26 protein-coding genes are annotated in these 23,782 nt (G+C 55.5%); 19 read left to right on the forward strand and 7 right to left on the reverse strand.

All coding sequences use genetic code 11. The features are described 5' to 3' along the window. Positions 1–9: 9 nt before the first annotated feature. Both DAI21_RS18100 and DAI21_RS18105 read left to right on the forward strand, forming a co-directional pair. Complete coding sequence (locus DAI21_RS18100) at positions 10–2,046, forward strand: TIM-barrel domain-containing protein (RefSeq protein WP_107703851.1); 2,037 nt, start codon at positions 10–12, stop codon at positions 2,044–2,046. 108 nt (positions 2,047–2,154) lie between these two features. Beyond that, entirely contained in the window at positions 2,155–2,601 is a 447-nt protein-coding gene (locus tag DAI21_RS18105) for a DUF441 domain-containing protein (RefSeq protein ID WP_003857881.1), read from the forward strand. Here DAI21_RS18105 and DAI21_RS18110 read toward each other — a convergent pair. After that, positions 2,585–3,376, reverse strand: coding sequence for a helix-turn-helix transcriptional regulator (locus DAI21_RS18110; protein WP_102103475.1), 792 nt, complete (start codon positions 3,374–3,376; stop codon positions 2,585–2,587). The two genes, DAI21_RS18105 and DAI21_RS18110, sit on opposite strands and share 17 nt — an antisense overlap. Positions 3,377–3,475: 99 nt before the next feature. Here DAI21_RS18110 and DAI21_RS18115 point away from each other — a divergent pair, with 99 nt between their 5' ends. Then, positions 3,476–4,663, forward strand: a complete 1,188-nt coding sequence (locus DAI21_RS18115; RefSeq protein ID WP_100780536.1) for a CynX/NimT family MFS transporter — start codon at positions 3,476–3,478, stop codon at positions 4,661–4,663. Between the two features lie 30 nt (positions 4,664–4,693). On the opposite strand, the gene DAI21_RS18120 is transcribed toward DAI21_RS18115, so the two are convergent. Beyond that, positions 4,694–5,401: a CTP synthase gene (locus DAI21_RS18120; RefSeq protein WP_107703852.1), complete on the reverse strand. Its 708-nt coding sequence runs from the start codon at positions 5,399–5,401 to the stop codon at positions 4,694–4,696. Between the two features lie 158 nt (positions 5,402–5,559). On the opposite strand from DAI21_RS18120, the gene DAI21_RS18125 reads away from it, so the two are divergent. Together DAI21_RS18125 and DAI21_RS18130 are read left to right on the forward strand one after the other, a co-directional pair. Then, complete coding sequence (locus DAI21_RS18125; RefSeq protein ID WP_107703853.1) at positions 5,560–6,063, forward strand: DUF523 domain-containing protein; 504 nt, start codon at positions 5,560–5,562, stop codon at positions 6,061–6,063. Continuing rightward, positions 6,050–6,403 (forward strand): DUF488 domain-containing protein, encoded by a 354-nt coding sequence (locus DAI21_RS18130; RefSeq protein WP_107703854.1) that lies wholly within the window; start codon positions 6,050–6,052, stop codon positions 6,401–6,403. The genes DAI21_RS18125 and DAI21_RS18130 overlap by 14 nt, the downstream gene beginning before the upstream one ends. Here the strand turns inward: DAI21_RS18130 and DAI21_RS18135 are convergent. Both DAI21_RS18135 and DAI21_RS18140 read right to left on the reverse strand, forming a co-directional pair. Continuing rightward, positions 6,389–6,694, reverse strand: a complete 306-nt coding sequence (locus tag DAI21_RS18135; protein WP_100780540.1) for a hypothetical protein — start codon at positions 6,692–6,694, stop codon at positions 6,389–6,391. The genes DAI21_RS18130 and DAI21_RS18135 overlap by 15 nt on opposite strands. Positions 6,695–6,776: 82 nt before the next feature. Continuing rightward, a complete protein-coding gene (locus DAI21_RS18140; RefSeq protein ID WP_100780541.1) occupies positions 6,777–7,019 on the reverse strand; it encodes a DUF333 domain-containing protein in 243 nt (80 codons plus the stop codon). Between the two features lie 308 nt (positions 7,020–7,327). Between DAI21_RS18140 and DAI21_RS18145 the strand changes: the two genes are divergently transcribed. From DAI21_RS18145 to yoaJ, 3 genes are read left to right on the forward strand one after another with little or no spacing between them, the layout of a single operon-like run. Further along, positions 7,328–8,356, forward strand: coding sequence for a sensor domain-containing diguanylate cyclase (locus DAI21_RS18145; RefSeq protein ID WP_100780898.1), 1,029 nt, complete (start codon positions 7,328–7,330; stop codon positions 8,354–8,356). Positions 8,357–8,398: 42 nt separating this feature from the next. Further along, positions 8,399–8,497 carry a YoaK family small membrane protein gene (locus DAI21_RS18150; RefSeq protein ID WP_041689378.1) on the forward strand — a complete coding sequence of 33 codons (99 nt, stop codon included), beginning with the start codon at positions 8,399–8,401 and terminating at the stop codon, positions 8,495–8,497. Further along, positions 8,498–8,572: a protein YoaJ gene (gene yoaJ / locus DAI21_RS23525; RefSeq protein ID WP_107704291.1), complete on the forward strand. Its 75-nt coding sequence runs from the start codon at positions 8,498–8,500 to the stop codon at positions 8,570–8,572. It begins immediately after the preceding gene. 55 nt (positions 8,573–8,627) lie between these two features. Here the strand turns inward: yoaJ and DAI21_RS18160 are convergent, their stop codons facing one another. Continuing rightward, on the reverse strand, positions 8,628–8,876 hold the full coding sequence (locus tag DAI21_RS18160; RefSeq protein WP_100780542.1) for a GlsB/YeaQ/YmgE family stress response membrane protein: 249 nt from the start codon (positions 8,874–8,876) through the stop codon (positions 8,628–8,630). 485 nt (positions 8,877–9,361) lie between these two features. Between DAI21_RS18160 and DAI21_RS18165 the strand changes: the two genes are divergently transcribed. The 3 genes from DAI21_RS18165 to DAI21_RS18180 all read left to right on the forward strand — a co-directional run bounded on the left by DAI21_RS18165 (position 9,362) and on the right by DAI21_RS18180 (position 13,087). Next, positions 9,362–10,915 (forward strand): methyl-accepting chemotaxis protein, encoded by a 1,554-nt coding sequence (locus tag DAI21_RS18165; RefSeq protein WP_107703855.1) that lies wholly within the window; start codon positions 9,362–9,364, stop codon positions 10,913–10,915. A gap of 584 nt (positions 10,916–11,499) precedes the next feature. Next, positions 11,500–12,087 carry a TetR/AcrR family transcriptional regulator gene (locus DAI21_RS18175; protein WP_199908231.1) on the forward strand — a complete coding sequence of 196 codons (588 nt, stop codon included), beginning with the start codon at positions 11,500–11,502 and terminating at the stop codon, positions 12,085–12,087. Next, on the forward strand, positions 12,080–13,087 hold the full coding sequence (locus tag DAI21_RS18180) for an NAD(P)-dependent oxidoreductase (protein ID WP_107703857.1): 1,008 nt from the start codon (positions 12,080–12,082) through the stop codon (positions 13,085–13,087). The genes DAI21_RS18175 and DAI21_RS18180 overlap by 8 nt, the downstream gene beginning before the upstream one ends. Positions 13,088–13,288: 201 nt before the next feature. On the opposite strand, the gene icd is transcribed toward DAI21_RS18180, so the two are convergent. Then, positions 13,289–14,539, reverse strand: a complete 1,251-nt coding sequence (gene icd, locus DAI21_RS18185; protein WP_102103468.1) for an NADP-dependent isocitrate dehydrogenase — start codon at positions 14,537–14,539, stop codon at positions 13,289–13,291. 108 nt (positions 14,540–14,647) lie between these two features. Between icd and rluE the strand changes: the two genes are divergently transcribed. The 8 genes from rluE (at position 14,648) to DAI21_RS18225 (ending at position 22,466) form a co-directional block, all read left to right on the forward strand. Then, positions 14,648–15,310, forward strand: a complete 663-nt coding sequence (gene rluE, locus DAI21_RS18190) for a 23S rRNA pseudouridine(2457) synthase RluE (protein WP_107703858.1) — start codon at positions 14,648–14,650, stop codon at positions 15,308–15,310. Between the two features lie 9 nt (positions 15,311–15,319). Further along, positions 15,320–15,793, forward strand: a complete 474-nt coding sequence (locus DAI21_RS18195) for an NUDIX hydrolase (RefSeq protein ID WP_100780546.1) — start codon at positions 15,320–15,322, stop codon at positions 15,791–15,793. A 40-nt stretch (positions 15,794–15,833) separates the two neighbouring features. Beyond that, complete coding sequence (gene mnmA, locus DAI21_RS18200) at positions 15,834–16,946, forward strand: tRNA 2-thiouridine(34) synthase MnmA (protein WP_107703859.1); 1,113 nt, start codon at positions 15,834–15,836, stop codon at positions 16,944–16,946. A 27-nt stretch (positions 16,947–16,973) separates the two neighbouring features. Further along, positions 16,974–17,603 (forward strand): high frequency lysogenization protein HflD, encoded by a 630-nt coding sequence (gene hflD, locus DAI21_RS18205; RefSeq protein ID WP_100780548.1) that lies wholly within the window; start codon positions 16,974–16,976, stop codon positions 17,601–17,603. Positions 17,604–17,622: 19 nt separating this feature from the next. Beyond that, positions 17,623–18,993, forward strand: coding sequence for an adenylosuccinate lyase (purB, locus tag DAI21_RS18210; protein WP_102103465.1), 1,371 nt, complete (start codon positions 17,623–17,625; stop codon positions 18,991–18,993). 125 nt (positions 18,994–19,118) lie between these two features. Further along, complete coding sequence (gene phoP / locus DAI21_RS18215; RefSeq protein WP_100780550.1) at positions 19,119–19,790, forward strand: two-component system response regulator PhoP; 672 nt, start codon at positions 19,119–19,121, stop codon at positions 19,788–19,790. After that, positions 19,791–21,254, forward strand: a complete 1,464-nt coding sequence (phoQ, locus tag DAI21_RS18220) for a two-component system sensor histidine kinase PhoQ (protein WP_102103464.1) — start codon at positions 19,791–19,793, stop codon at positions 21,252–21,254. 90 nt (positions 21,255–21,344) lie between these two features. Further along, on the forward strand, positions 21,345–22,466 hold the full coding sequence (locus tag DAI21_RS18225; RefSeq protein ID WP_107703860.1) for a cupin domain-containing protein: 1,122 nt from the start codon (positions 21,345–21,347) through the stop codon (positions 22,464–22,466). A 46-nt stretch (positions 22,467–22,512) separates the two neighbouring features. Here the strand turns inward: DAI21_RS18225 and pepT are convergent, their stop codons facing one another. Beyond that, complete coding sequence (gene pepT, locus DAI21_RS18230; RefSeq protein ID WP_100780553.1) at positions 22,513–23,736, reverse strand: peptidase T; 1,224 nt, start codon at positions 23,734–23,736, stop codon at positions 22,513–22,515. Between the last annotated feature and the right edge of the window lie 46 nt (positions 23,737–23,782).

Below are 23,782 nucleotides of genomic sequence, written 5' to 3' on the forward strand. Positions count from 1 at the left end.
GCATTAACCATGAGTGAACTCATTCAACATACCAACAGTATCGAGTGGCGCTTTGAGCGGCAGATCCTGCGCATCGAACCGTGGGGTAAAAACAGCCTGCGCGTGAGAGCCACCTGCTCACCGGACTTCAGCGAAGCGTTACAGGCACTCCTGCCAGCGGCCCCCTGCACCGCGGAGATCACCGCGGAGAACGAAAGCCTGACGCTGCGCAACGGCAACATCACCGCCACCCTGAATCTGAAAGGCCAGCTGGCATTTTATAACCAGCGCGGCGAGCTGCTGCTGGAGGAGATGTGGCGTCAGCGCTCAACGGTGGGGATCGGTGCCAGCGAAAAGAGCCAGGATAAATATGTCAGCGCCCTGAAACTCGACGGTCGCGAATTCAAACCGCTGGCGGGCGGCAAGTATCAGCTCACCGTGCGCTTTGAATCGCGCCCTGAGGAGCGGATTTACGGTATGGGTCAGTATCAGCAGCCCTGGCTGGATCTTAAAGGCTGTACCCTCGAACTGGCCCAGCGCAACTCTCAGGCCAGCGTGCCTTTTATGCAGTCGAATCTGGGCTACGGCGTGCTGTGGAATAATCCGGCGATTGGAGAAGTCAGCTTCGCCAAAAACCAGACCGAATGGCGCGCCCGCGTGACGGGGGAGATGGACTACTGGATCACCGCAGGCGACAGCATTGCGGAGATCACCCGCCAGTATGTCACCGCCACCGGCACTCCGCCGCCTGCCCCGGCCTTTATCAGCGGCCTGTGGCAGTGCAAATTGCGCTACCGCACCCAGCAGGAGGTACTGGAAGTGGCGCGCGAATATCGCCGTCGCAACCTGCCGCTCGCTGTGATGGTGATTGATTTCTTCCACTGGCTGAATCAGGGCACCTGGTGTTTCGACCCGGTCGACTGGCCCGATCCCAAAGCGATGGTGGACGAACTCACTGAGATGGGCATCGAGCTGATGGTCTCCGTCTGGCCGACCGTTGAAGCGCGCAGCCCACTGTTCCCGCAGATGAAAGCCAAAGGCTGGCTGGTCAGCAGCGAGCGCGGCGTGCAGGTGAATCTCGACTTTATGGGCAACACCACCTTTTTCGACGCGACCCATCCGCAGGCGCGTGAATTTGTCTGGGAGACCGTTAAGAAAAACTACTACGATCTGGGCATCAAACTGTTCTGGCTGGATGAAGCCGAGCCGGAGTACCGCGCCTACGATTTTGATAATTACCGCTATCACGCCGGCCCGGTGCTGGAGGTGGGCAACCGCTATCCACGCGATTTTGCGCAGGGCTTCTACGACGGCTTAACCGCTAACGGCGAGCGCGATATCGTCAATCTGGTGCGGTGTTCCTGGGCGGGCAGCCAGCGCTACGGCGTGCTGGCATGGTCCGGCGATGTGCATTCATCCTTCCACGCGTTTCGCAACCAGCTGGCCGCCGGGCTGAATATGGGGCTGGCGGGTATTCCGTGGTGGACCACGGACATCGGCGGATTCCAGGGCGGAAACGTCAACGATCCGGCATTCCACGAGCTGCTGATTCGCTGGTTCCAGTGGGCGGTCTTCTGTCCGGTACTGCGCATGCACGGTTATCGTGAGCCGCAAATCCAGCCGCCAGAGCGCTATCGCGACGGCATTCCTCAGTGCAACAGCGGCTCGCCAAACGAGCTGTGGAGCTACGGCGAAGCGAACTTCGCTATCATGCAGCACTGGCTGTCAGTGCGTGAAAAACTGCGCCCGTACATTGATGCTCTGTATGAGAATGCCCATCAGCACGGCGACCCGCTGATGCGCCCCCTGTTCTGGCACTATCCGCAGGAAAAACAGAGCTGGGAGACGGAAGATCAGTATCTATTCGGCGAAGATCTGCTGGTTGCACCTGTGATGCACGCCGGGCAGCGTCAGCGTGACGTCTGGCTTCCCGCTGGAAATCACTGGATCGCTTTAAACGGTGAGCGATATCGCGGCGGCGAACGCGTGACGGTCGACGCGGCGCTGGAGACGATTCCGGTGTTTATTCGCGACGGTAGCCCGCTGGTGAAGGTGTTAGTGAGCTAGCCTCGGGCAGCTGCCCAAAAATGGGGGATTTGTCGATAAAAGCCTGTTTACGCTCGCCTTTGCGGGTAAAGTAAGCAGGCTTACTTTTTTCTGGCAAGGATATCCCTCATGTTTGACCCTACCCTGCTGATCCTGCTGGCGCTGGCTGCGCTGGGCTTCGTCAGCCACAACACCACGGTGGCCATTTCAATCCTGGTGTTAATTATCGTACGCGTAACGCCGCTCAACACCTTTTTCCCGTGGATAGAAAAACAGGGCCTGACCATCGGGATCATCATTCTGACCATCGGTGTGATGGCTCCCATCGCCAGCGGTACGCTCCCGGCCTCGACACTTTTACACTCCTTTGTGAACTGGAAATCGCTGGTGGCTATCGCCGTGGGGGTGTTCGTCTCCTGGCTCGGCGGGCGCGGGGTAACGCTGATGAGTTCGCAACCCTCTCTCGTCGCCGGTCTGCTGGTCGGAACGGTGCTCGGCGTGGCGCTGTTCCGCGGCGTGCCGGTCGGCCCGCTGATCGCCGCCGGGCTGGTATCCCTGTTTATTGGGAAGTCGTAGACAGGCTGGCGATATAGCGCGCGGGGGTCTGCCCCAACCCTTTTTTGAACATCGTAATAAACGCGGTGGTGGAGTCATATCCCAGTGACTGTGCCGCCTGCTGGACCGATTTGCCGCCGATCAACAGCTGTAGCGCGACGATTAACTGCAGCTGATGACGCCAGCGGCGAAAGCTCAGGCCCGTCTCCTTCACCACCAGCCGCGCCAGATTGCGCTCGCTCATGGCAAAGTGGCTCGCCCACTGGGCCAGCGTCTGCCACTCGGCGGGTTGCTCAGCCATGGTTTCGCTCATCATGCGAATTTTAGGGTGCGGTGAAACCGGCAGCTGGAGCTGCTCCTGCGGCTGCTGCGGGACTTCATCAAACAGCACATCAACCAGCCGGGAGGTGGACGGGAGCAACAGCTGCTCGCGGGTTTTGCTCGCCAGCGTCAGGATCAGCTCGCGCACCAGCGGGGAGATTTTTAGCGTACAGCAGCGATCCGGAAGCGTCACCGCGCCCGGCTCAATAAACAGAAAACAGAGCTGGGCGCCGGGCGTGGCTTTGTTGCTGTGAGGGATTTGGCCTGGGATCCACACCGCGTACTGCGGGGGCACCATCCACATGGCGTTTTCCACTTCGCAGGTGATGGCCCCGCGCAGGGCAAGGATCAGCTGACCTTTACGGTGCTGGTGGCGCGGGATGCGCTGTTCGTCTTCCACCACGCGGATGCGAAACGCCACGGCCGCATCGTGCTGGCTGTCGGGATCGTAGCCGTCAAGTCCGAGACCTTGCATAAAGTTGTCCGATATTAGCGATAAAGTGTCATTTTAGCTTGATTTAAACAGGGTGGAAAACGGGTATTGTGTGCCCTCGTTACGTTGTCAGAGAAAACCATGACTACTGCTATTCCCTCTTCCGGCAAAGATCGCCTGCTGTTGATTGCCGGTATTTTGATGATTGCCACCACTTTGCGCGTCACCTTTACCGGTGCGGCCCCTTTACTGGACATGATTCGTCACGACTACGGCCTGACGACTGCCCAGACTGGCTTATTAACCACTCTGCCGCTGCTGGCCTTTGCGCTGATTTCCCCTCTCGCCGCCGGTGTGGCGCGGAAGATCGGCATGGAGCGCAGCCTGTTTTTCGCCATGCTGCTCATCTGCGCGGGCATTGGCCTTCGTTCGCTGCCCTCCGCTGCGCTGCTGTTTATCGGCACCGGGGTGATCGGCTGCGGAATTGCCTTGGGTAACGTTCTGCTCCCCGGCCTGATTAAGCGTGATTTTCCAGGCCAGGTGGCAAAGCTTACCGGTGCCTACTCCCTGACCATGGGCGCGGCGGCAGCGCTGGGTTCAGCGATGATCGTACCGCTGGCCCTGAGCGGCGCGGGCTGGCACGGCGCGCTGCTGATGCTGATGGTGTTCCCGCTGTTAGCCACACTTCTGTGGCTACCCCAGTGGCGACAAAAACATACCGCTTCCTTGAGCAATGCGCGGGCGCTGCACAACCGTGGGATCTGGCGCTCGGCCCTGGCCTGGCAGGTGACGCTGTTTCTTGGCATTAACTCGCTGATTTACTATGTGATTATCGGCTGGCTGCCGGCAATTCTGCTCAGCCACGGCTACAGCGAAACCGAGGCCGGATCAATGCACGGTTTGCTGCAGCTGGCGACCGCAGCGCCGGGGCTTGCCGTACCGCTGCTGCTGCATAAACTGAAAGACCAGCGCGGTATCGCCGGGTTATCGGCGCTGATGTGCGCGGTGAGTCTCGCGGGGTTCTGGTTTGTGCCGGATCAGGCCGTGCTCTGGACGATTGTCTATGGATTTGGTTCCGGCGCGACGATGATTCTTGGCCTGACCTTTATCGGACTGCGTGCCAGCTCGGCGCACCAGGCGGCGGCACTTTCCGGAATGGCGCAGTCGGTCGGGTATCTGCTGGCGGCCTGTGGTCCACCGCTGATGGGGAAAATTCACGACACCGCCGGTGACTGGCGAATCCCGCTTATCGCCTGTGCGCTGGCTGGCGTGGTGATGGCGGTCTGCGGGGTGCTTGCCGGGCGCGACCGCGAGATCACGCCCCACTGAGTTTCACGGCAGGCCGAATGGCCTGCCCGTTTAGCTACGAGCGGCGTGCAGCATGGCCTGTACCAGCGGTACAGGACGCCCCGCCAGCGCACCGCGCTCGTGCTGGAACAGCGTGGCGACGAAGAACGGATGCGTCACCAGTTCTACCGCGCGGATCTCGCCTTGCTCATCCCAGCCCGTTACGCGCATATCGCCGCTTTCCAGCTCTTTTGCGAACGCCGGTGAGACGCCATAGTTGCAGTGATACCCTTCCTCGATCTCTTCCCGGCCATAGGCTTTGGCGATAATCGTATTAGCACGAAGTTCGATGGTATCGGTTTTCTCCACCAGCGAGCAGGTCAGAGGCGCAATCACCATTCTGCCGTTGGTATCGGTTTCCGCATGCGCCGCATCGCTCCAGCCCAGCACGTTTCGCGCATATTCAATAAGCGCATGCTGGAACCCGCCGCAGGTTCCTAGAAACGGAATACTGTTTTCACGCGCAAAACGCGCAGCAATAAACGCCCCGTCGACATTTTTATACGGACTTGCCGGTACCAGCCAGATCGCGTCGTAGCCCACTAAATCTTCCGGGCTGGTCAGCTCGGTGGTGGCGATCCAGTCGTAATCCGCCGTTAAATCCAGCACGGCCGCCGCATCATCGATGGATAACGGAATGGCCTGGTGAGCAATGACATCAGGGTTGTAGTCACCAACAAGTGCAATGCGAAGTGTGTCTTTTACCGGGGAGAGTTCCATGAGAGGTTCCATATGCCAAAGAATTATCAGATAACATAAGGAACCTCAGCCTACCGATCTTTTGCAGGGTTCACAATACCTTAAATTGGAGGGGCAAAAATTCAGGTGGTATAGTGATAGCGTATTATCCCCCCTTATTTCGGGTAGTCTGAAACCTCATGAAAACCAAAATTCTGGTCAGCGCGTGTCTGATGGGCCACAAGGTTCGCTATAACGGCAGCGAGAAAGCGGCTATTTCTGACACCCTCAGGCGCTGGCAGCAAGAACAACGACTGGTGACGCACTGCCCGGAGCTGGCAGCAGGATTGTCGATCCCGCGTTTACCCGCAGAGATTGTGGCAGGCGGCGGGAATGAGGTGATGGCGGGCCGCGCGCGCATTCTGGAAAGTGACGGTCGCGATGTGACTGCGCATTATCAGCTTGCCGCCTGGCTTGCGCTACGTGCAGCCCAGGAGGGGAACTGCCGCGCCGCCCTGCTGACCGACGGCAGCCCTACCTGCGGCAGCGAGCTGATTTACGACGGCAGCTTTCGCGGGCAAAAACGCGCAGGGTTGGGCGTCGCCGCTGCGTTGTTACGTGAACACGGTATTCAGGTATTTTCCGATAACCAGCTTGCTGAGCTGATCGCCTGGGTTGAGGAGAGAGACAATGATTCAGTGTAAACGGGTGTATGACGCACCAGCCGAAAACGACGGCTATCGCATTCTGGTCGACCGGCTCTGGCCGCGCGGCATCAAGAAAGAGGCGCTGGCTTTTGATGAATGGTGCAAAGCCCTGACGCCCTCCGGCGAATTACGCAAAGCCTTTCACAGCGAAACCATTGATTTCGCCGCTTTTCGCGAGGCCTATCTGCAGGAGCTGGCGCAGCATCAGGACGAAGGGCAACGCGTGGCTGCCCTTGGGAAAAACCAGACTCTGACGCTGCTCTACGGCGCGAAGAACACCCGGCAGAACCACGCTCTGGTCCTGGCCGACTGGCTGCGCCAGTTAGCTGAAGGTTAATTCGTCGAGGATGTGTGACGCATCATCAGGCGTCAGCGGCAGCAGATGTTCCGGGCGCACAAAGGCAAAACCATGCTGATTATCTACGGCATAAACATCGCCGGTCACCAGCCACAGGGCGCGATCGGCGCTGGCAGGCAGCTCGGTCATCACGCCGTTAACGGGGTTCAGGAAACGCAGGCCTGGCTTGCAGAGCGCAAAAAGCTCCACGGATTTGCCGATATTGCGCCGCCCGGCGGCAGTGCGGGCGCCGATGACCATGCACAGGCTGCCCGGTTTTAACTGAAACATACTTCTCTCGCGGTCTCTGTTATCAGCCACAAGGACTGAGATAATTCTTAAAGAGAAGTGTATCGCAGTCGCTCCTGCCCTGTCACGCAGCAGGCGTTGGGTGATCGCGGCGGAACAACTCCCACTCATCAATCACTTCGCCGCCCGGCAGTTTGCACTCGGTGCGCACGCCCTGCGGACTTTGTACCGGAACGCGCTCTCCGCCCTTCTTCACACAGTACACGGCAGCAGGATTAGCCATACCGATTTGCGGAGGTTTCGGCGCGTCAGGTGGGGTCGAACAGGCGGCCAATGGCAGAGCCATCGCCAGCAGCAGGTATCGCATGGGGTTGTCCTTTCTGTTTGCAAAGTCTAAAGCGTACCGGGACTTCGCCGTTTTCTCCATGATTTCTCCATTAAACCTGCACTTTTTCACCCTATAGTGGCTGCGTTCTCAATGACCAGAGAACATCATTCCGTAATCAAGATGTCTTTGCCCCGCACGCCTGTGCGGGGCTTTTTTTCGCCTGCCCTGCCATGCGTACCGCGACAATATATAAAATTTCCTGTATTCGTGTTTTACTATGCCCCAGCCGAAAAATTCAGCACAACATGCAGATACTGGCGTCTTCTGCATGGGAGTTTACCCACGTCATGTCGGATATTATTCTTGCCCGTGTTTCAGAAACCCTTGCAACAGAACAATCCCTTGAAAGCCTAGTTCGACAGCTCCTGGAAATGCTGGAGATTGTCACCGAGATGGAGTCGACCTATCTGACGAAAGTCGATATCAATGCGCGTTTGCAGCATATTCTTTACGCCCGCAACAGTAAGCAGATGCAGATCCCAGAAGGGCTGAGCGTGCCCTGGGGCGATACGCTGTGTAAGCGCGCCATCGATAGCAACTCTTTTTTCAGTAATGAGGTCGCGGAACGCTGGGCCGACTGCGACGCCGCCAAAGCGCTGGGCATCACGACCTACGTGAGTATTCCTATTCATCTGGCAGATGGTTCGCTGTACGGCACCCTTTGTGCGGCCAGCACGCAAAAACAGACCTTAAGCGACCGGGCCGAGCAGGTCCTGCAGCTTTTTGCCGGGCTGATTGCGCAGTACATTCAAAAAGAGTCGCTGGTAATCCAGCTGCGCGAGGCGAACGCGGCGCTGATCGCGCATTCTTATACGGATGCGTTAACCGGTTTACCCAACCGCCGGGCGATTTTTGATAATCTTAATACCCTGTTCTCGCTGGCGCGCCACCTCAAGCGCAATGCCATCATTGCCTACATCGATCTTGATGATTTTAAGCTCATCAACGATCGCTACGGCCATGAAACGGGCGATCAGTTTTTGGTTGAAGTCGGTAAACGATTGATCGACGGCCAAACCGAAGACGACATCGTCGGGCGGCTCGGCGGCGATGAGTTTTTAGTGGCCTGCCTGAGTAAGGGTGAAAAAGCGGTCGATAACGCGCAAATCAATATTCTGCGCACGCAGCTTGGCGCGTCGATTGCCGGAGAGTACTGGCTTGGAAACGTACACCTGGTCTACCCTGGCGCGAGCCTGGGCGTGGTGGCAGTGGATCCTGCCAGTACCGATGCAGACAGCGCGTTGCGCGCGGCGGATACGGCGATGTACCTGGATAAAAAAGGCAAAAGCAAAACACGCTTTCTCCCGGATGAGTAACCCCGTACACTCTGCGGGCAAGGAAACCTTAGAGGTGATGTGATGAGGATCGGAATTGTTTTCCCGGTCGTTATTTTTATAACGGCAGTGGTATTTTTAACGTGGTTTTTTGTCGGCGGTTACGCCGCGCCGGGGGCATAAATGCGTAAGACAACCATCATTATGTTGATCGTCGCGGTCGTGGCGGTGGCGGGTACCCAGCTTGGCTGGTGGTGAACCCGGAAAACTAAAAAGGCTGCCCTTTGGCAGCCTTTTTTGATGGTGAACGCTGTTAGCTTTTGATTTTTCTGTAGATAAACAGAACCACCAGCGCACCCACTACCGCAACAGCAAAGCTGCCGATATTGAAGCCATCGACTTTACCAAAACCGAACAGGGTGCTGATCCAGCCGCCGACCACGGCGCCCACGACCCCCAGTATTACTGTCACGAAGAACCCACCGCCATCTTTGCCCGGCATGATCCACTTCGCCAGAATCCCCGCAATAAGCCCAAAGATAATCCAGGATAAAATTCCCATAGCTTTCCTCTCTGTATGGTTTTTTGTCATTAAATCAACGACACAGAAAAGGATAGCACAGGATCACCAAAATGATATTTGTGATAGGGATCACGCTGCCTGTTTGCACATTTTATCAGCACTTAAAAAAATCACGCACCACACAAAAGATGGGGTTGCAACTTCAGTTGAGAAAGATTATCTTTCTCAACACTGAATAGTTGAGCAAATCACTCAGGTATTCAGTACGACATTGCTCACATTGCTTCCAGTATTTCTTGCCCACTTTTTAGTGGGCTTTTTTTTGCGCCGTTGCCCCGCTCACCTGGGATACGCATTCGGATCATCAAGTTTAAATATCGCGTTTCCCCTCAGAAAAAACAGTAAACATCATATTTTGGTTTTGGACTGATTTTGATGTTTCTCTCAATCAAGCCCCTTTTACCCCTGCCGATAACCCTTCCAACATTGATGGTATTTCGTTACAGGTTATAAAGGGGTTTACTGTGAAAAATATTAAAATCAGAGTCGGGCTGTTGATCGTTCTGACGACTTTTACGCTTATGCTCATTCTTTCCAGCGGGTTGGGACTCTATTTCCTCCACCGCAGCAATAATGATATTCAGACATTAAGTTATAACGCCGGAGAACAAAAAGCGCTCAACAACGTGCGTAATGCCATATTGCGCGCGCGGGTGATTATTGACTCGGCCTCGCAAGCGAAAACCCACGGCGACGATATTGATGAGCCGGCGATTCAGGCCAGTATCCGCAAAGAGATGCAGACCGCTGCTGAGCAATTCCAGCTGTTTGTGCAAATCCCGGGGCTTTCCACCATTCATCCGGAAGTGGGTGCAAGGATGAAAGACCGTTACGACCAGCAAATAGCCGTCATTGCTCACAACTCCGGCCTGCTGATTAATATTAATGATCCGCAGGAACTGAAACTGGCGCTCGCGAAATATCTCGACACGACCCTGCAGGTGCGTCAGGCCTGGGATGATGAATATCACTCTTATATTGATACCACGCAGCGTAATCTGGATGGCGTCATTAGTTACAGCAACAGTTCTTATCAATTTGCCCTGTACGTGATGATCGCCTTGCTGATTCTTGCCGCCGTGTTGTTCTTTGTTATCAATGCCTGGATGCGGAAAATGTTAATCCTGCCGCTGCAGGAAGTGGCTGAGCATTTTGAATTTATCGGTAAAGGCGATCTGACCGGAGATATTCACGTCGCTAACAATAATGAAATTGGCTTGCTGTTCGCCTCCTTACAAACCATGCAGGCTGAACTGAACTCGACGGTGGTCTCTATCCGTCAGGGCGTTGAGTCCATCAATATTGGCACGCAGGAGATTTCATCCGGCAACAACGATCTTTCTCGTCGTACCGAAGAGCAGGCCGCAGCCGTAGTCGAAACCGCGGCGAGCATGGAACAGATCACCTCCACGGTGAAAATGAATACCGATAATGCCCTTGAGGCGGCACAGATGGTGCAAAACGCCGCCGGAATTGCCAACGAAGGCGAAGAGCAGATGCGGGGCATGATGAAAAAAATGGACGCCATCAGTCAGAGCGCTCAAAAGATGGTTGAGATCATCAGCGTTATCGACAGCATTGCCTTCCAGACCAACATTCTGGCCCTGAACGCCGCGGTAGAAGCGGCGCGTGCAGGCCAGTCCGGGCGCGGTTTTGCCGTGGTCGCAGGCGAAGTCAGAAACCTTGCCCGCCGCTGTACGGACTCTGCAAAAGAGATCACCACGCTCATCAACGAATCGCGCCTGTATATTGAAGAAGGGGCTGAACTGGCCAATAAAACCAGCCAGACCATGCTGGATATCAGCGGAGCCGTCAGTAAGGTCAATGTGATGATGGAAAACATCGCGCTGGCGTCGGAAGAGCAAAGCCGTGGGGTGGAGCAAATCCGCATCGCAATCACCCAGATGGATCACGTCACGCAGCAAAACGCCGCGTTAGTGGAAGAAGTGGCCACCACCGCGTCGGGGTCAACGAACAGGCAAACTTGCTGTCACACTCGGTGTCGCTTTTCAAAGTGAAAGAGGTTTACTAAGACGGGCTGTCCGGGAGCGCAAGCTCCCGGATCCAGCAAGAGACATCATGATGGATGATACGATAAGCAGAATATTGAAGCTCAGTGATGGTGAATTTCGCCATTGCTGTGCTTAGGCCCTATTCGTCCTGCTTCAATTAAGATTTCCTCAATTAACTCCTCAAGACACTCTCGCCCGTGATGATCGCAGACCAGGTGTACCTGTCGGGAAATCTCGTCAGTATTCATACCATCGCATAATGCCGATTTCAGCATTATCGATGCCCACCGTTTGGCTTCAGAATGAGTCAGCATAACCCCTCCCGATATCGGTTACCTGTTTAAGCGTAGCTAGCCGGGAGTGATTCACCAGGGTTTTTGATCAGTAAAATGCAACACGTTTTTACAGAGGGCTGGATGCTCTTAATCACCTTCCTGCATCAAACATATGCGCACGACGCCGCATCGCTTTCACCGCCTGAGACTCTCATGTTTTGCTGATCCCTAACCTGCTGTTCTCTTCAGGATATCTGTTGCGCGGCAAACGTAATGCAATTAATATCCGACCGGATGTTTAAATAAATAAGGTGAATGATGGGACGCAGAAAAGAGATCAGCACCGACAGCATTCTCGATGCGGCGGAAGCGGTAATGGCCCGAATCGGCGTGGCTAACCTGACGATTGACGCCGTCGCGCATCAGGCAGGGATTAGCAAGGCCAGCGTGCTGTACGTGCATAAAACCAAACAGGCGCTGCTGGAGGCGCTGGTGACGCGCGCAATGAAGCGTGATGACAGCATTCATCAGGACGCAGAGTTGCAGTTGGGGGACGTAGACAGCTTAGCGCTAAAAGGCCGTATTGAGGTCGCTAAAACGCCACCACCGGAGGAGTTCCGCCCGGTCGCGTTAAACCTCAGTTCTGCGCTGATTCTGAATCCTGAACTGCGAAAAACCATGCAACAGCATCAGGATGACGTTATTCAACGCATCATTACGACCTCTGCCCAGCCTCGCGGTGCACTATTGGCCTATCTGGCGCTTGAAGGTTTTAAGTTTCTCGATTTTCTCGATTTCCATAAATGGACCGACGTGGAACGGTCACAAATCCTCGAGGAACTCAGCTGGCTCGCGGAGCAAAATGTACCTTCTTCGCCACACCCGGAGACTTCAGATGACTAAACATCCGCACGATTTAAAGGCCGCCATGGCCCAACGCCGAGTATTCGTCACCGGCGGCAGTGGTTTTGTCGGCAGAAACATCATTCGCCATTATCGCGAAGCGGGGGCAGATGTCCGGGCGCTAGCCAGAAGCAAGGCTGCAGCCGAAATCATTCGCCACGTGGATGGAGCGCCAGTCTACGGTTCATTGTGCGAAACAGACCTGGTGGATGCCCTCACGGGTTGCGACCTTCTCATTCACGCGGCTGCCGATACGTCACATGGATATGAATCGGCAGAACAATGGCAGGTCAACGTTGAAGGGACCGAAAAGCTGTTTACGGCAGCACGCCTGGCGGGCGTTACGCGAGCTGTACACATCAGTACCGAGTCGGTTTTATTGACAGGTGCGCCGCTGCAAATGGCCTCTGAGACACATCCCCTGCCACAAAAATTTGCTGGGGCGTATAGCCGAAGTAAAGCAGCCGCCGAGCAGGCAGCCTTTGCGCAGGCAAATGAAAATTTCTGCGTCAGCGTGGTGCGCCCACGATTTGTCTGGGGAAAAGGCGACACTACCGCCCTGCCACAGCTTGTCGCGGCGGTTTCCTCCGGGAAATTTGCCTGGATTGACGGCGGCAACTACCTGACTTCAACGACCCACATTGATAATCTCTGCGATGGCATCAGCCGTACAGCCGAATACGGCAAAAGCGGAGAGGTGTATTTCCTCACCGACGGTGAACCTCATACTTTTCGTGATTTCGTCAGCCAACTGCTCGCCACTCAGGGCATAACGGCTCCGGATAAGCGCGTTCCGCGCAGTCTGGTCAGGATACTTGCCTATCTGGGGGACGGCTTATTCCGCCTCACCAGGGGCCGTGTTACCAGCCCGTTAAATCTGCAAACCTACGCCACCTCTGCCGTCGAAGTGACCCTCGACATTAGCAAAGCCCGAAAGGAGCTGGGCTATAACCCTCAGATTACATTGCATGAGGGAATGATGAAGCTGGATTCCATATAACAGACCAGCCCCTCATCGGATCGTTCGTCCACCCGTGAAAGCGTTTTTGCGCTCAGCACCATGGAGTGGTGCTGCCCGCCCTGCCTTGGCCGTTATAAGAAAAAAAATGATCTCTTTTGATAATGAATGTTGGTAACCGTGTTAATTCGAAAAAAAACGGGAGCCCATCGGCTCCCGCTTTCTTTTAACCCAGAATCTGGATTACATGTTCGCGATAATCGCGTCACCAAACTCTGAGCATTTCAGCAGCTTAGCGCCTTCCATCAGACGTTCGAAATCGTAAGTTACGGTTTTCGCGTTGATCGCGCCTTCCATACCTTTAACGATCAGGTCTGCGGCTTCGAACCATTCCATATGACGCAGCATCATTTCTGCGGAAAGGATGATGGAACCTGGGTTCACTTTATCCTGGCCTGCATACTTAGGTGCTGTACCGTGGGTTGCTTCGAACAGTGCGCACTCGTCACCGATGTTTGCGCCTGGGGCGATACCGATACCGCCAACCTGGGCTGCCAGGGCGTCGGAGATGTAGTCACCGTTCAGGTTCATACAGGCGATCACGTCGTATTCAGCTGGACGCAGCAGGATCTGCTGCAGGAACGCATCGGCGATCACGTCTTTGACCACGATCTCTTTGCCGGTATTTGGGTTTTTGATTTTCACCCATGGGCCGCCGTCGATCAGCTCACCGCCGAACTCTTCACGCGCTAACTGGTAACCCCAGTCTTTGAAAGCGCCTTCGGTGAACTTCATGATGTTGCCTTTGTGAACCAGGGTCACGGAATCACGATCGTTGGTGATAGCGTATTCGATGGCTGCACGAACCAGGCGTTTAGTGCCTTCTTCGGAGCACGGCTTGATACCGATACCGCAATGTTCAGGGAAACGAATCTTCGTCACGCCCATCTCATCACGCAGGAATTTGATCACTTTTTCAGCTTCGGCGCTGTCGGCTTTCCACTCGATACCCGCATAGATGTCTTCGGAGTTTTCACGGAAGATAACCATGTTGGTCAGTTCAGGGTGTTTCACCGGGCTTGGCGTGCCTGCGTAGTAGCGCACCGGGCGCAGACAGACGTACAGGTCAAGCTGCTGACGCAGTGCCACGTTCAGGGAACGAATACCGCCACCGACCGGGGTAGTCAGCGGGCCTTTGATGGCAACGCGGTAATCACGAATCAGGTCCAGCGTTTCTTCTGGCAGCCAGACATCCTGGCCATACAGTTGGGTAGATTTTTCGCCGGTATAGATTTCCATCCAGGAAATTTTCCGCTCGCCCTTATAGGCTTTCTGCACGGCGGCATCCACCACTTTAATCATGGCTGGCGTCACATCCACACCGATACCATCACCTTCAATGAAAGGAATGATTGGGTTGTGAGGGATGTTCAGTTTGCCATCTTGTAGGGTGATCTTCTTACCTTCCGCCGGAACGACTACTTTGCTTTCCATTAACCTCTCCTTCGAGCGCTTCTGGTTTTTTGTTAATGAGTTGTAATATGCGACCTCATACTACTCGAATATCTGGCTCGCGCCAATCACTCATGAATTTCCGTTATAATGCGTGAATACATTCATTCTGAAAACACTATGAACAAAACTTCTTTTAGAAATCACCAAGTTGAACGATTCAGCACCCGACGCAACGCCAAAAAAAAGCCTGACACTGGACCGAAGCGGCTGGTTATCTTCAATAAACCCTACGATGTGCTGCCGCAGTTCACAGACGAGGCGGGACGCAGCACGCTAAAAGATTACATCCCGTTACAAGGAATTTATGCCGCAGGCCGTCTGGACCGCGACAGCGAAGGGCTGCTGGTGCTCACCAATGACGGTCAGCTCCAGGCGCAGCTGACTCAGCCAGGCAAACGTACCGGCAAAATTTACTACGTGCAGGTAGAAGGCGAGCCGACGCAGGATGCGATAGAGGCTCTGCGTAATGGCGTTACGCTCAATGATGGCCCCACCCTGCCCGCAGGCGTCGAACGGGTCGAGGAACCGCAGTGGTTGTGGCCGCGCAATCCGCCCGTTCGCGAGCGCAAAACTATCCCCACCAGCTGGTTGAAAATCACCTTATACGAAGGACGGAATCGACAGGTGCGACGCATGACGGCGCATGTCGGTTTCCCAACCTTGCGTCTGATACGCTATGCGATGGGTTCCCTGACGCTGGACACGCTGGCGTCCGGTGAGTGGCGAGAGATCCCGATCGATTCAATCTAAGGAGAACAGATGTTTAAACCACACGTTACCGTCGCCTGCGTAGTTCACGCCGAAGGAAAATTTCTGGTCGTAGAAGAGACCATCAACGGCAAAGCGCTGTGGAACCAGCCTGCAGGCCATCTCGAAGCCGACGAAACCCTGGTGCAGGCCGCCCGCCGTGAGCTGTGGGAAGAGACCGGCATTCATGCCGAGCCGCAGCATTTTGTTCGTCTGCATCAGTGGATCGCACCCGATCGCACCCCCTTCCTGCGCTTTTTGTTCGTCGTCGAACTTAACGAAATGTGCGCCACTGAGCCGCACGATGACGACATCGATCGCTGCCTGTGGGTCACTGCTGAGGAGATCCTGAATGCCCCAAACCTCCGCTCACCGCTGGTTGCCGAAAGTATTCGTTGCTACCAGTCCGGCAGCCGCTTGCCGCTTGAGGTGATCGCGGAATTTAACTGGCCGTTTACAGAGGGTGCCAACACCGGGGGCGCGTGATAGAATACGCCGCCTTTAAGTTCAATGTCGTGAGTATTCCATGTCAGATAACAGCCAGAAAAAAGTAATCGTCGGCATGTCCGGCGGTGTCGATTCCTCCGTTTCCGCCTACCTGTTGCAACAGCAGGGTTATAAGGTGGAAGGCCTGTTCATGAAGAACTGGGAGGAAGATGATGGCGAGGAATATTGCACGGCTGCGGCGGATCTTGCGGATGCGCAGGCCGTGTGCGACAAACTCGGCATTGAGCTGCATACCGTAAACTTTGCTGCAGAGTACTGGGACAACGTGTTCGAACTCTTCCTCGAAGAGTACAAAGCGGGCCGCACCCCGAACCCGGATATCCTCTGCAACAAAGAGATCAAATTCAAGGCGTTCCTCGAATTCGCTGCCGAAGATCTGGGCGCGGATTTTATCGCGACCGGCCATTACGTGCGTCGCGCCGATGTGGATGGCAAAAGCCAGCTGCTGCGCGGTCTCGACGGTAACAAAGATCAGAGCTACTTCCTCTACACCCTGGGCCACGAGCAGATTGCGCAAAGCCTGTTCCCGGTCGGTGAACTGGAAAAACCGGAAGTGCGTAAAATCGCTGAAGATCTGGATCTTATTACCGCGAAGAAAAAAGACTCTACCGGCATCTGCTTTATCGGCGAACGTAAATTCCGCGAATTCCTAGGCCGCTATCTGCCTGCGCAGCCGGGCAAAATTATCACCGTTGACGGCGATGACGTCGGCGAGCATCAGGGTCTGATGTATCACACCCTCGGCCAGCGTAAAGGGCTGGGCATCGGCGGCACCAAAGACGGCAGCGAAGAACCGTGGTACGTGGTCGATAAAGACGTTGAAAACAATATTCTGGTTGTGGCTCAGGGGCACGAACATCCGCGTCTGATGTCCGTCGGCCTTATTGCCCAGCAGCTGCACTGGGTCGATCGCGAACCGTTCACCGGCACCCTGCGCTGCACGGTGAAAACCCGCTATCGTCAGACTGATATTCCCTGCACCGTAACGGCTATTGATAACGAACGCATCGAAGTGCGTTTCGACGAGCCTGTCTCTGCCGTTACGCCTGGCCAGTCCGCCGTCTTCTACAGCGGCGAAATCTGCCTCGGCGGCGGGATCATTGAACAGCGTCTACCGCTGGCCGCTGTTTAAACCGATTGCACACCAAAAGGAGCCTGTGTGGCGAAGAATTATTATGACATCACCCTGGCACTGGCAGGAATTTGCCAGTCTGCCCGTCTGGTGCAACAGCTGGCGCATCAGGGTCATTGCGATGCTGACGCGCTGCACGTTTCGCTCAACAGCGTTATCGACCTTAACCCCGGCTCTACGCTCGGTGTGTTCGGTGGCAGTGAAACGAATCTTCGCCTCGGTCTCGAAACCCTGCTCGGCGTGCTCAATGCCAGCAACCGCCAGGGGCTGAATGCAGAACTGACCCGCTACACGTTGAGCCTGATGGTGCTGGAGCGTAAGCTCAACAGCGCGAAAGGTGCGATGGATACGCTCGGCAACCGCATCGCCGGGCTGCAGCGTCAGCTCGACCATTTTGATTTGCAGTCCGAAACCCTCCTGAGTGCGATGGCCGCGATTTATGTCGATGTCATCAGCCCGCTTGGGCCACGCATCCAGGTCACCGGCTCCCCTGCCGTGCTGCAAAGCCCACAGGTACAGGCGAAAGTTCGCGCCTCGCTGCTGGCAGGAATTCGTGCCGCCGTGCTGTGGCAACAGGTTGGCGGTGGCCGACTGCAGTTAATGTTCTCTCGTAATCGCCTGACGACTCAGGCAAAACAAATTCTTGCTCATTGTTAACCTCCCGGAGTTGCGAATTATGGAATTATCCTCACTGACCGCCGTTTCCCCTGTCGATGGACGTTACGGCGATAAAGTCAGCGCGCTGCGCGGGATCTTCAGCGAATATGGTCTGCTGAAGTTCCGTGTACAGGTTGAAGTGCGCTGGCTGCAAAAGTTAGCTACCCAGGCAGCAATCAAGGAAGTTCCTGCTTTTGACGCCCAGGCAAACGATTACCTTGATAAAATCGTCGCGGAGTTCAGCGAAGAAGACGCGGCGCGTATTAAAACTATCGAGCGCACCACCAACCACGACGTAAAAGCGGTTGAATACTTCCTGAAAGAGAAAGTAGAAAGCGTTCCAGCGCTGCACGCGGTGTCTGAGTTCATCCACTTCGCCTGCACCTCAGAAGATATCAACAACCTGTCTCACGCGCTGATGCTCTCTACCGCGCGTCAGGACGTGGTGCTGCCTTACTGGCGCAAAATCATCGACGCGGTGAAAGACCTGGCCGTGCAATACCGTGATATTCCACTGCTCTCCCGTACCCACGGTCAGCCAGCCACACCGTCGACGATGGGTAAAGAGATGGCAAACGTGGCCTACCGCATGGAGCGCCAGTATCGTCAGCTGGAGCAGGTTGAGATCCTCGGCAAAATCAACGGCGCGGTCGGGAACTACAACGCCCACATCGCCGCGTACCCTGAAGTGGACTGGCACCAGTTCAGCGAAGAGTTCGTGACCTCTCTGGGCATTCAGTGGAACCCGTACACCACCCAGATCGAGCCGCACGACTATATCGCCGAGCTGTTTGACTGCATCGCGCGCTTCAACACCATCCTGATCGATTTTGATCGCGATGTGTGGGGCTACGTGGCGCTGAACCACTTCAAACAGAAAACCATCGCGGGCGAAATCGGCTCTTCTACCATGCCGCATAAAGTGAACCCGATTGACTTCGAAAACTCCGAAGGCAACCTGGGTCTGGCGAACGCCCTGCTGCAACACATGGCGAGCAAACTGCCGGTCTCCCGCTGGCAGCGTGACCTGACGGACTCCACCGTGCTGCGTAACCTCGGCGTCGGCATCGGCTATGCGCTGATCGCTTACCAGTCCACCCTGAAAGGTGTGAGCAAACTGGAAGTGAACCGTGACCGTCTGCTGGACGAACTGGATCACAACTGGGAAGTGCTGGCAGAGCCGATTCAGACCGTGATGCGTCGTTACGGCATTGAAAAACCTTATGAAAAACTGAAAGAGCTGACCCGCGGCAAGCGCGTTGACGCCGAAGGCATGAAGCAGTTTATCGACGGTCTGGATGTGCCAGAAGAAGAGAAAACGCGCCTGAAAGCAATGACGCCGGCGAACTACATCGGTCGTGCCATTGCTATGGTTGATGAGCTGAAGTAATTCCCCTCACCCTCTTTCCGCCCGGAAAGAGGGTTCCTTCCTCTGCGGTTTACTCAATGTTTATCCCCACAACAACATAATCAGCGTTAAACTATTCATACCATTAATTTTAGGGAGAAGAGATGATGCGCGTATTGGTTGTTGAGGATAATGCATTGCTACGTCATCACCTGAAAGTTCAGCTTCAGGAAATGGGGCATCAGGTCGACGACGCGGAAGACGCAAAAGAGGCGGATTATTATCTCAATGAGCACCTGCCCGATATTGCCATCGTCGATCTGGGGCTGCCGGACGAAGATGGTCTGTCGCTGATCCGCCGCTGGCGCAGCCATGATGTCTCCCTCCCGGTGCTGGTCTTAACCGCCCGTGAAGGCTGGCAGGATAAAGTCGAAGTGCTCAGCGCGGGCGCCGACGATTACGTGACCAAACCGTTCCATATCGAAGAAGTGTCTGCCCGTATGCAGGCCCTGATGCGCCGTAACAGCGGTCTGGCGTCGCAGGTGATCTCTCTTCCTCCGTTCCAGGTCGATCTCTCGCGTCGCGAATTCTCCATCAATGACGAAGTCATTAAGCTGACAGCGTTTGAATACACCATTATGGAAACGCTGATCCGCAACAGCGGTAAAGTAGTGAGCAAAGATTCTTTAATGCTCCAGCTCTATCCTGACGCCGAACTGCGCGAGAGCCACACCATTGATGTGCTGATGGGCCGTTTACGTAAAAAAATCCAGGCGCAATATCCGCAGGATGTCATCACCACGGTCAGGGGTCAGGGATACCTGTTTGAACTACGCTAAATGAAGAAAATCCTTCGCCATTTACTGCCGCTGTCGCTGCGGGTCCGCTTTTTACTGGCTACCGCCGCGGTGGTGCTGATCCTCTCCCTCGCCTACGGCATGGTGGCGCTGGTTGGCTACAGCGTCAGCTTTGATAAAACCACCTTCCGCCTGCTGCGCGGCGAGAGCAATCTCTTCTACACTCTGGCCAAATGGGAAAATAATCGCATCAGCGTGGAGATGCCGGAAAACCTGGACCGGCAAAGCCCGACGATGGCGCTGATCTACGACGAGAAAGGCAAACTGCTGTGGGCGCAACGACATGTCCCGTGGCTGGAGAAAAGTATTCGTCCGGAGTGGCTAAAAACCAACGGCTTCCACGAAATAGAGGCCGACCTGAATTCCACCAGCTCCCTGCTCGGCAATGATGCCTCCATGCAGCGTCAGCTCGACGAAATCCGCGCGGATGACGACGATACGGAGATGACGCACTCGGTGGCGATCAATCTCTATCCGGCGACCATGGATATGCCGCAGCTCACGATTGTGGTGATCGACACCATTCCCGTTGAGCTGAAACGCTCCTATATGGTCTGGAGCTGGTTCGTGTACGTTCTGGCAGCTAACCTGCTGCTGGTGATCCCGCTGCTGTGGATCGCCGCCTGGTGGAGCCTGCGTCCTATTGAATCGCTGGCGAAAGAGGTTCGCGAACTCGAAGAGCACAACCGGGATAAGCTCAATCCACAGACCACTCGCGAGTTGACAAGCCTGGTGCGAAACCTTAACCGCCTGCTGAAAAGTGAGCGTGAGCGTTACGATAAATACCGCACCACGCTTACGGATCTCACCCACAGTCTGAAAACGCCCCTTGCGGTGATGCAAAGCACGCTGCGATCCATGCGCAGCTCAAAGCTCAGCGTGGACGACGCCGAGCCGGTGATGCTAGAACAGATCAGCCGCATCTCCCAGCAGATTGGGTATTACCTGCACCGCGCCAGTATGCGCTCGGGCAGCCCGTTGCTCAGCCGAGAACTGCACCCCGTCGCCCCCCTGCTGGACAGCCTGACGTCAGCGCTGAATAAGGTCTATCAACGTAAAGGGGTGAACATTAGCCTCGATATTTCGCCTGAGATCAGTTTTGTCGGCGAGAAGAATGACTTTATGGAAGTAATGGGCAATCTGCTGGATAACGCCTGCAAATATTGCCTGGAGTTTGTCGAGGTTTCCGCGCATCAGACCGACGACGAGCTGCACATTATCGTTGAGGATGACGGCCCCGGCATTCCGCAAAACAAACGTGACGTGGTCTTTGATCGTGGCCAACGTGCCGACACGCTGCGTCCTGGTCAGGGCGTTGGGCTATCCGTCGCGCAGGAGATTGTCGACCAGTATGCCGGGCGCATCGAAACCAGCGATAGCCTGCTGGGCGGTGCGCGGATGGTGGCGATTTTTGGGCGTCAGCACCCCTCCTCTGACGATAGTTAGTACTGAATGTGAAAAAAGCGAGATTCTCGCGCGCAGGCTCTTACGCTTCCGTTATAATCCGAGTCAGTAAGAGCCTGCGGAAATATAATTATGGATTATCACTTAACACTTAACTGGCCCGAGTTTATCGAACGCTACTGGCAAAAACGCCCTGTCGTTCTTAAACGCGGGATCAGCAATTTTGTCGACCCCATCTCCCCGGATGAACTGGCCGGCCTGGCCATGGAAAACGAAGTCGACAGCCGCCTGGTGAGCCACCAGGATGGAAAATGGCAGGTCAGCCACGGTCCTTTTGAGAGCTTCGATCACCTCGGCGAGACCAACTGGTCACTGCTGGTGCAGGCCGTGAACCACTGGCATGAGCCGACCGCAGCCCTGATGCATCCGTTCCGCGCCCTGCCCGACTGGCGTATGGACGATCTGATGATCTCCTTCTCTGTTCCGGGTGGTGGCGTTGGCCCGCACCTCGATCAGTACGATGTGTTTATCATTCAGGGAACCGGCCGCCGTCGCTGGCGCGTGGGCGAGAAAGTGCCGATGAAACAGCACTGCCCGCACCCGGACCTGCTCCAGGTCGACCCGTTTGAAGGTATCATCGACGAAGAGATGGAGCCGGGCGATATCCTCTATATCCCGCCAGGATTCCCGCACGAAGGGTATTCCCTGGAAAACTCCCTTAACTACTCAGTGGGTTTCCGTGCGCCGAGCGGGCGCGAGATGATCAGCGGCTTTGCTGATTATGTTCTGCAGCGCGAGCTGGGCAGCCATCGCTACAGCGATCCGGATGTTCCTGCGCGCGAGCACCCTGCCGACATTCTGCCGCAGGAGCTGGATAAACTGCGCGAGATGATGCTGGGCCTGATTAACGAGCCGGAGCATTTCCGTCAGTGGTTTGGGGAGTTTGTCAGCCAGTCGCGTCACGAGCTGGATGTCGCTCCCGCCGAGCCGCCTTATCAGCCAGATGAGATTTATGATGCCCTGCAACAGGGTGATTCGCTGGTCCGTTTGGGTGGGTTGCGCGTACTGCGCATTGGCGACGATATCTTCGTCAATGGCGAGAAGCTCGATTCCCCGCACCGTCCTGCGCTGGAAGCGCTGGCGAGCCATATGGTTCTGAATGCTGAGACCTTCGGCGATGCGCTGGAAGATCCGTCATTCCTCGCCATGCTGGCGGCGCTGGTGAACAGCGGCTACTGGTTCTTCGAGGACTGAGTGCACAAGTGCCCGGTAGCACTTTGCTTACCGGGCACTGTTTTTCTCACTGCTTCGCTGTCAGCTCCGCAATTCGCACAATCACTTTTACCGCTTTCTCCATCCCTTCCAGCGTCACAAACTCGTGCTTGCCGTGGTAGTTATAGCCGCCGGTAAACAGGTTCGGGCACGGCAATCCCATGAAGGAGAGCTGCGAGCCGTCGGTGCCGCCGCGAATGGGTTTGAGCTGCGGTTCGATGTCGCAATCGCGCATCGCCTGCTGGGCGATATCCAGGATGTGCGGATGCTCCATTACCTTCTCGCGCATATTGTAGTAGCTGTCCTCGATGATCAGCTCAATGTAGCAATCCGGGTGCAGCCCTTTGCCGACCTTTTTGGCGATCTCCATCATCTTACGCTTACGCGCTTCGAACGCCTTACGGTCAAAATCGCGAACGATGTAGTGCATCTGCGCACTGTCCACCGTGCCTTTGATGCTGGTGAGATGATAGAAGCCTTCATAGCCTTCGGTCTGCTCCGGGCTTTCCTCAGCGGGGACTTCCGCATGAATCCGCGAGGCCAGCGACAGCGCGTTGACCATCACCCCTTTCGCCGACCCCGGATGCACGTTGTTGCCGACAATTTTGATGGTCACCGAAGCCGCGTTAAAGTTTTCAAACTCCAGCTCTCCGACGCCGCCGCCATCAACGGTGTAGGCCCACTTCGCATTGAAAGCCTCAACGTCGAAATGTTTCGCCCCTTTGCCCACCTCTTCGTCCGGCGTGAAGGCCACACGGATATCACCGTGGGGAATGTTTTTGCCTTTCAGCACCGCCAGCGCCGTCATGATCTCCGCGACACCGGCTTTATCGTCGGCGCCCAACAGCGTTTTACCGTCGGTGGTGATCAGCGTCTGGCCCAGCAGCTGATGGAGCACCGGGAACATCACCGGCGAGAGCACCTCATCGCCGATACCGAGTGCGATATCGCCGCCCCGGTAGTTTTCGACAATCTGCGGATTAACGTTCTTTCCGCTAAAATCAGGTGACGTATCGACGTGAGAAATAAAGCCAATCGCCGGAACCGAACCTTTAACGTTCGACGGCAGCGTCCCCATCACAGTGCCCTTTTCGCTTAAGGTCACATTGACCAGACCAAGCTCTTCCAGCTGATCCTTCAGCAGGTTTAAAAGCTTCCACTGGCCCTCGGTGCTCGGCACCTGTCGGACACCCGCTTTAGATTGGGTATCCAGCGAAACGTACTGTAAAAAACGCTCAAGTAATTTTTCCATGCAGTCACCCTCACTTTTTGTGACAACATTATCAGTAAGCATCAAA

It is taken from the genome of Lelliottia sp. WB101 (genome assembly GCF_003051885.1).
Classification (GTDB): Bacteria; Pseudomonadota; Gammaproteobacteria; order Enterobacterales; family Enterobacteriaceae; genus Enterobacter; species Enterobacter nimipressuralis.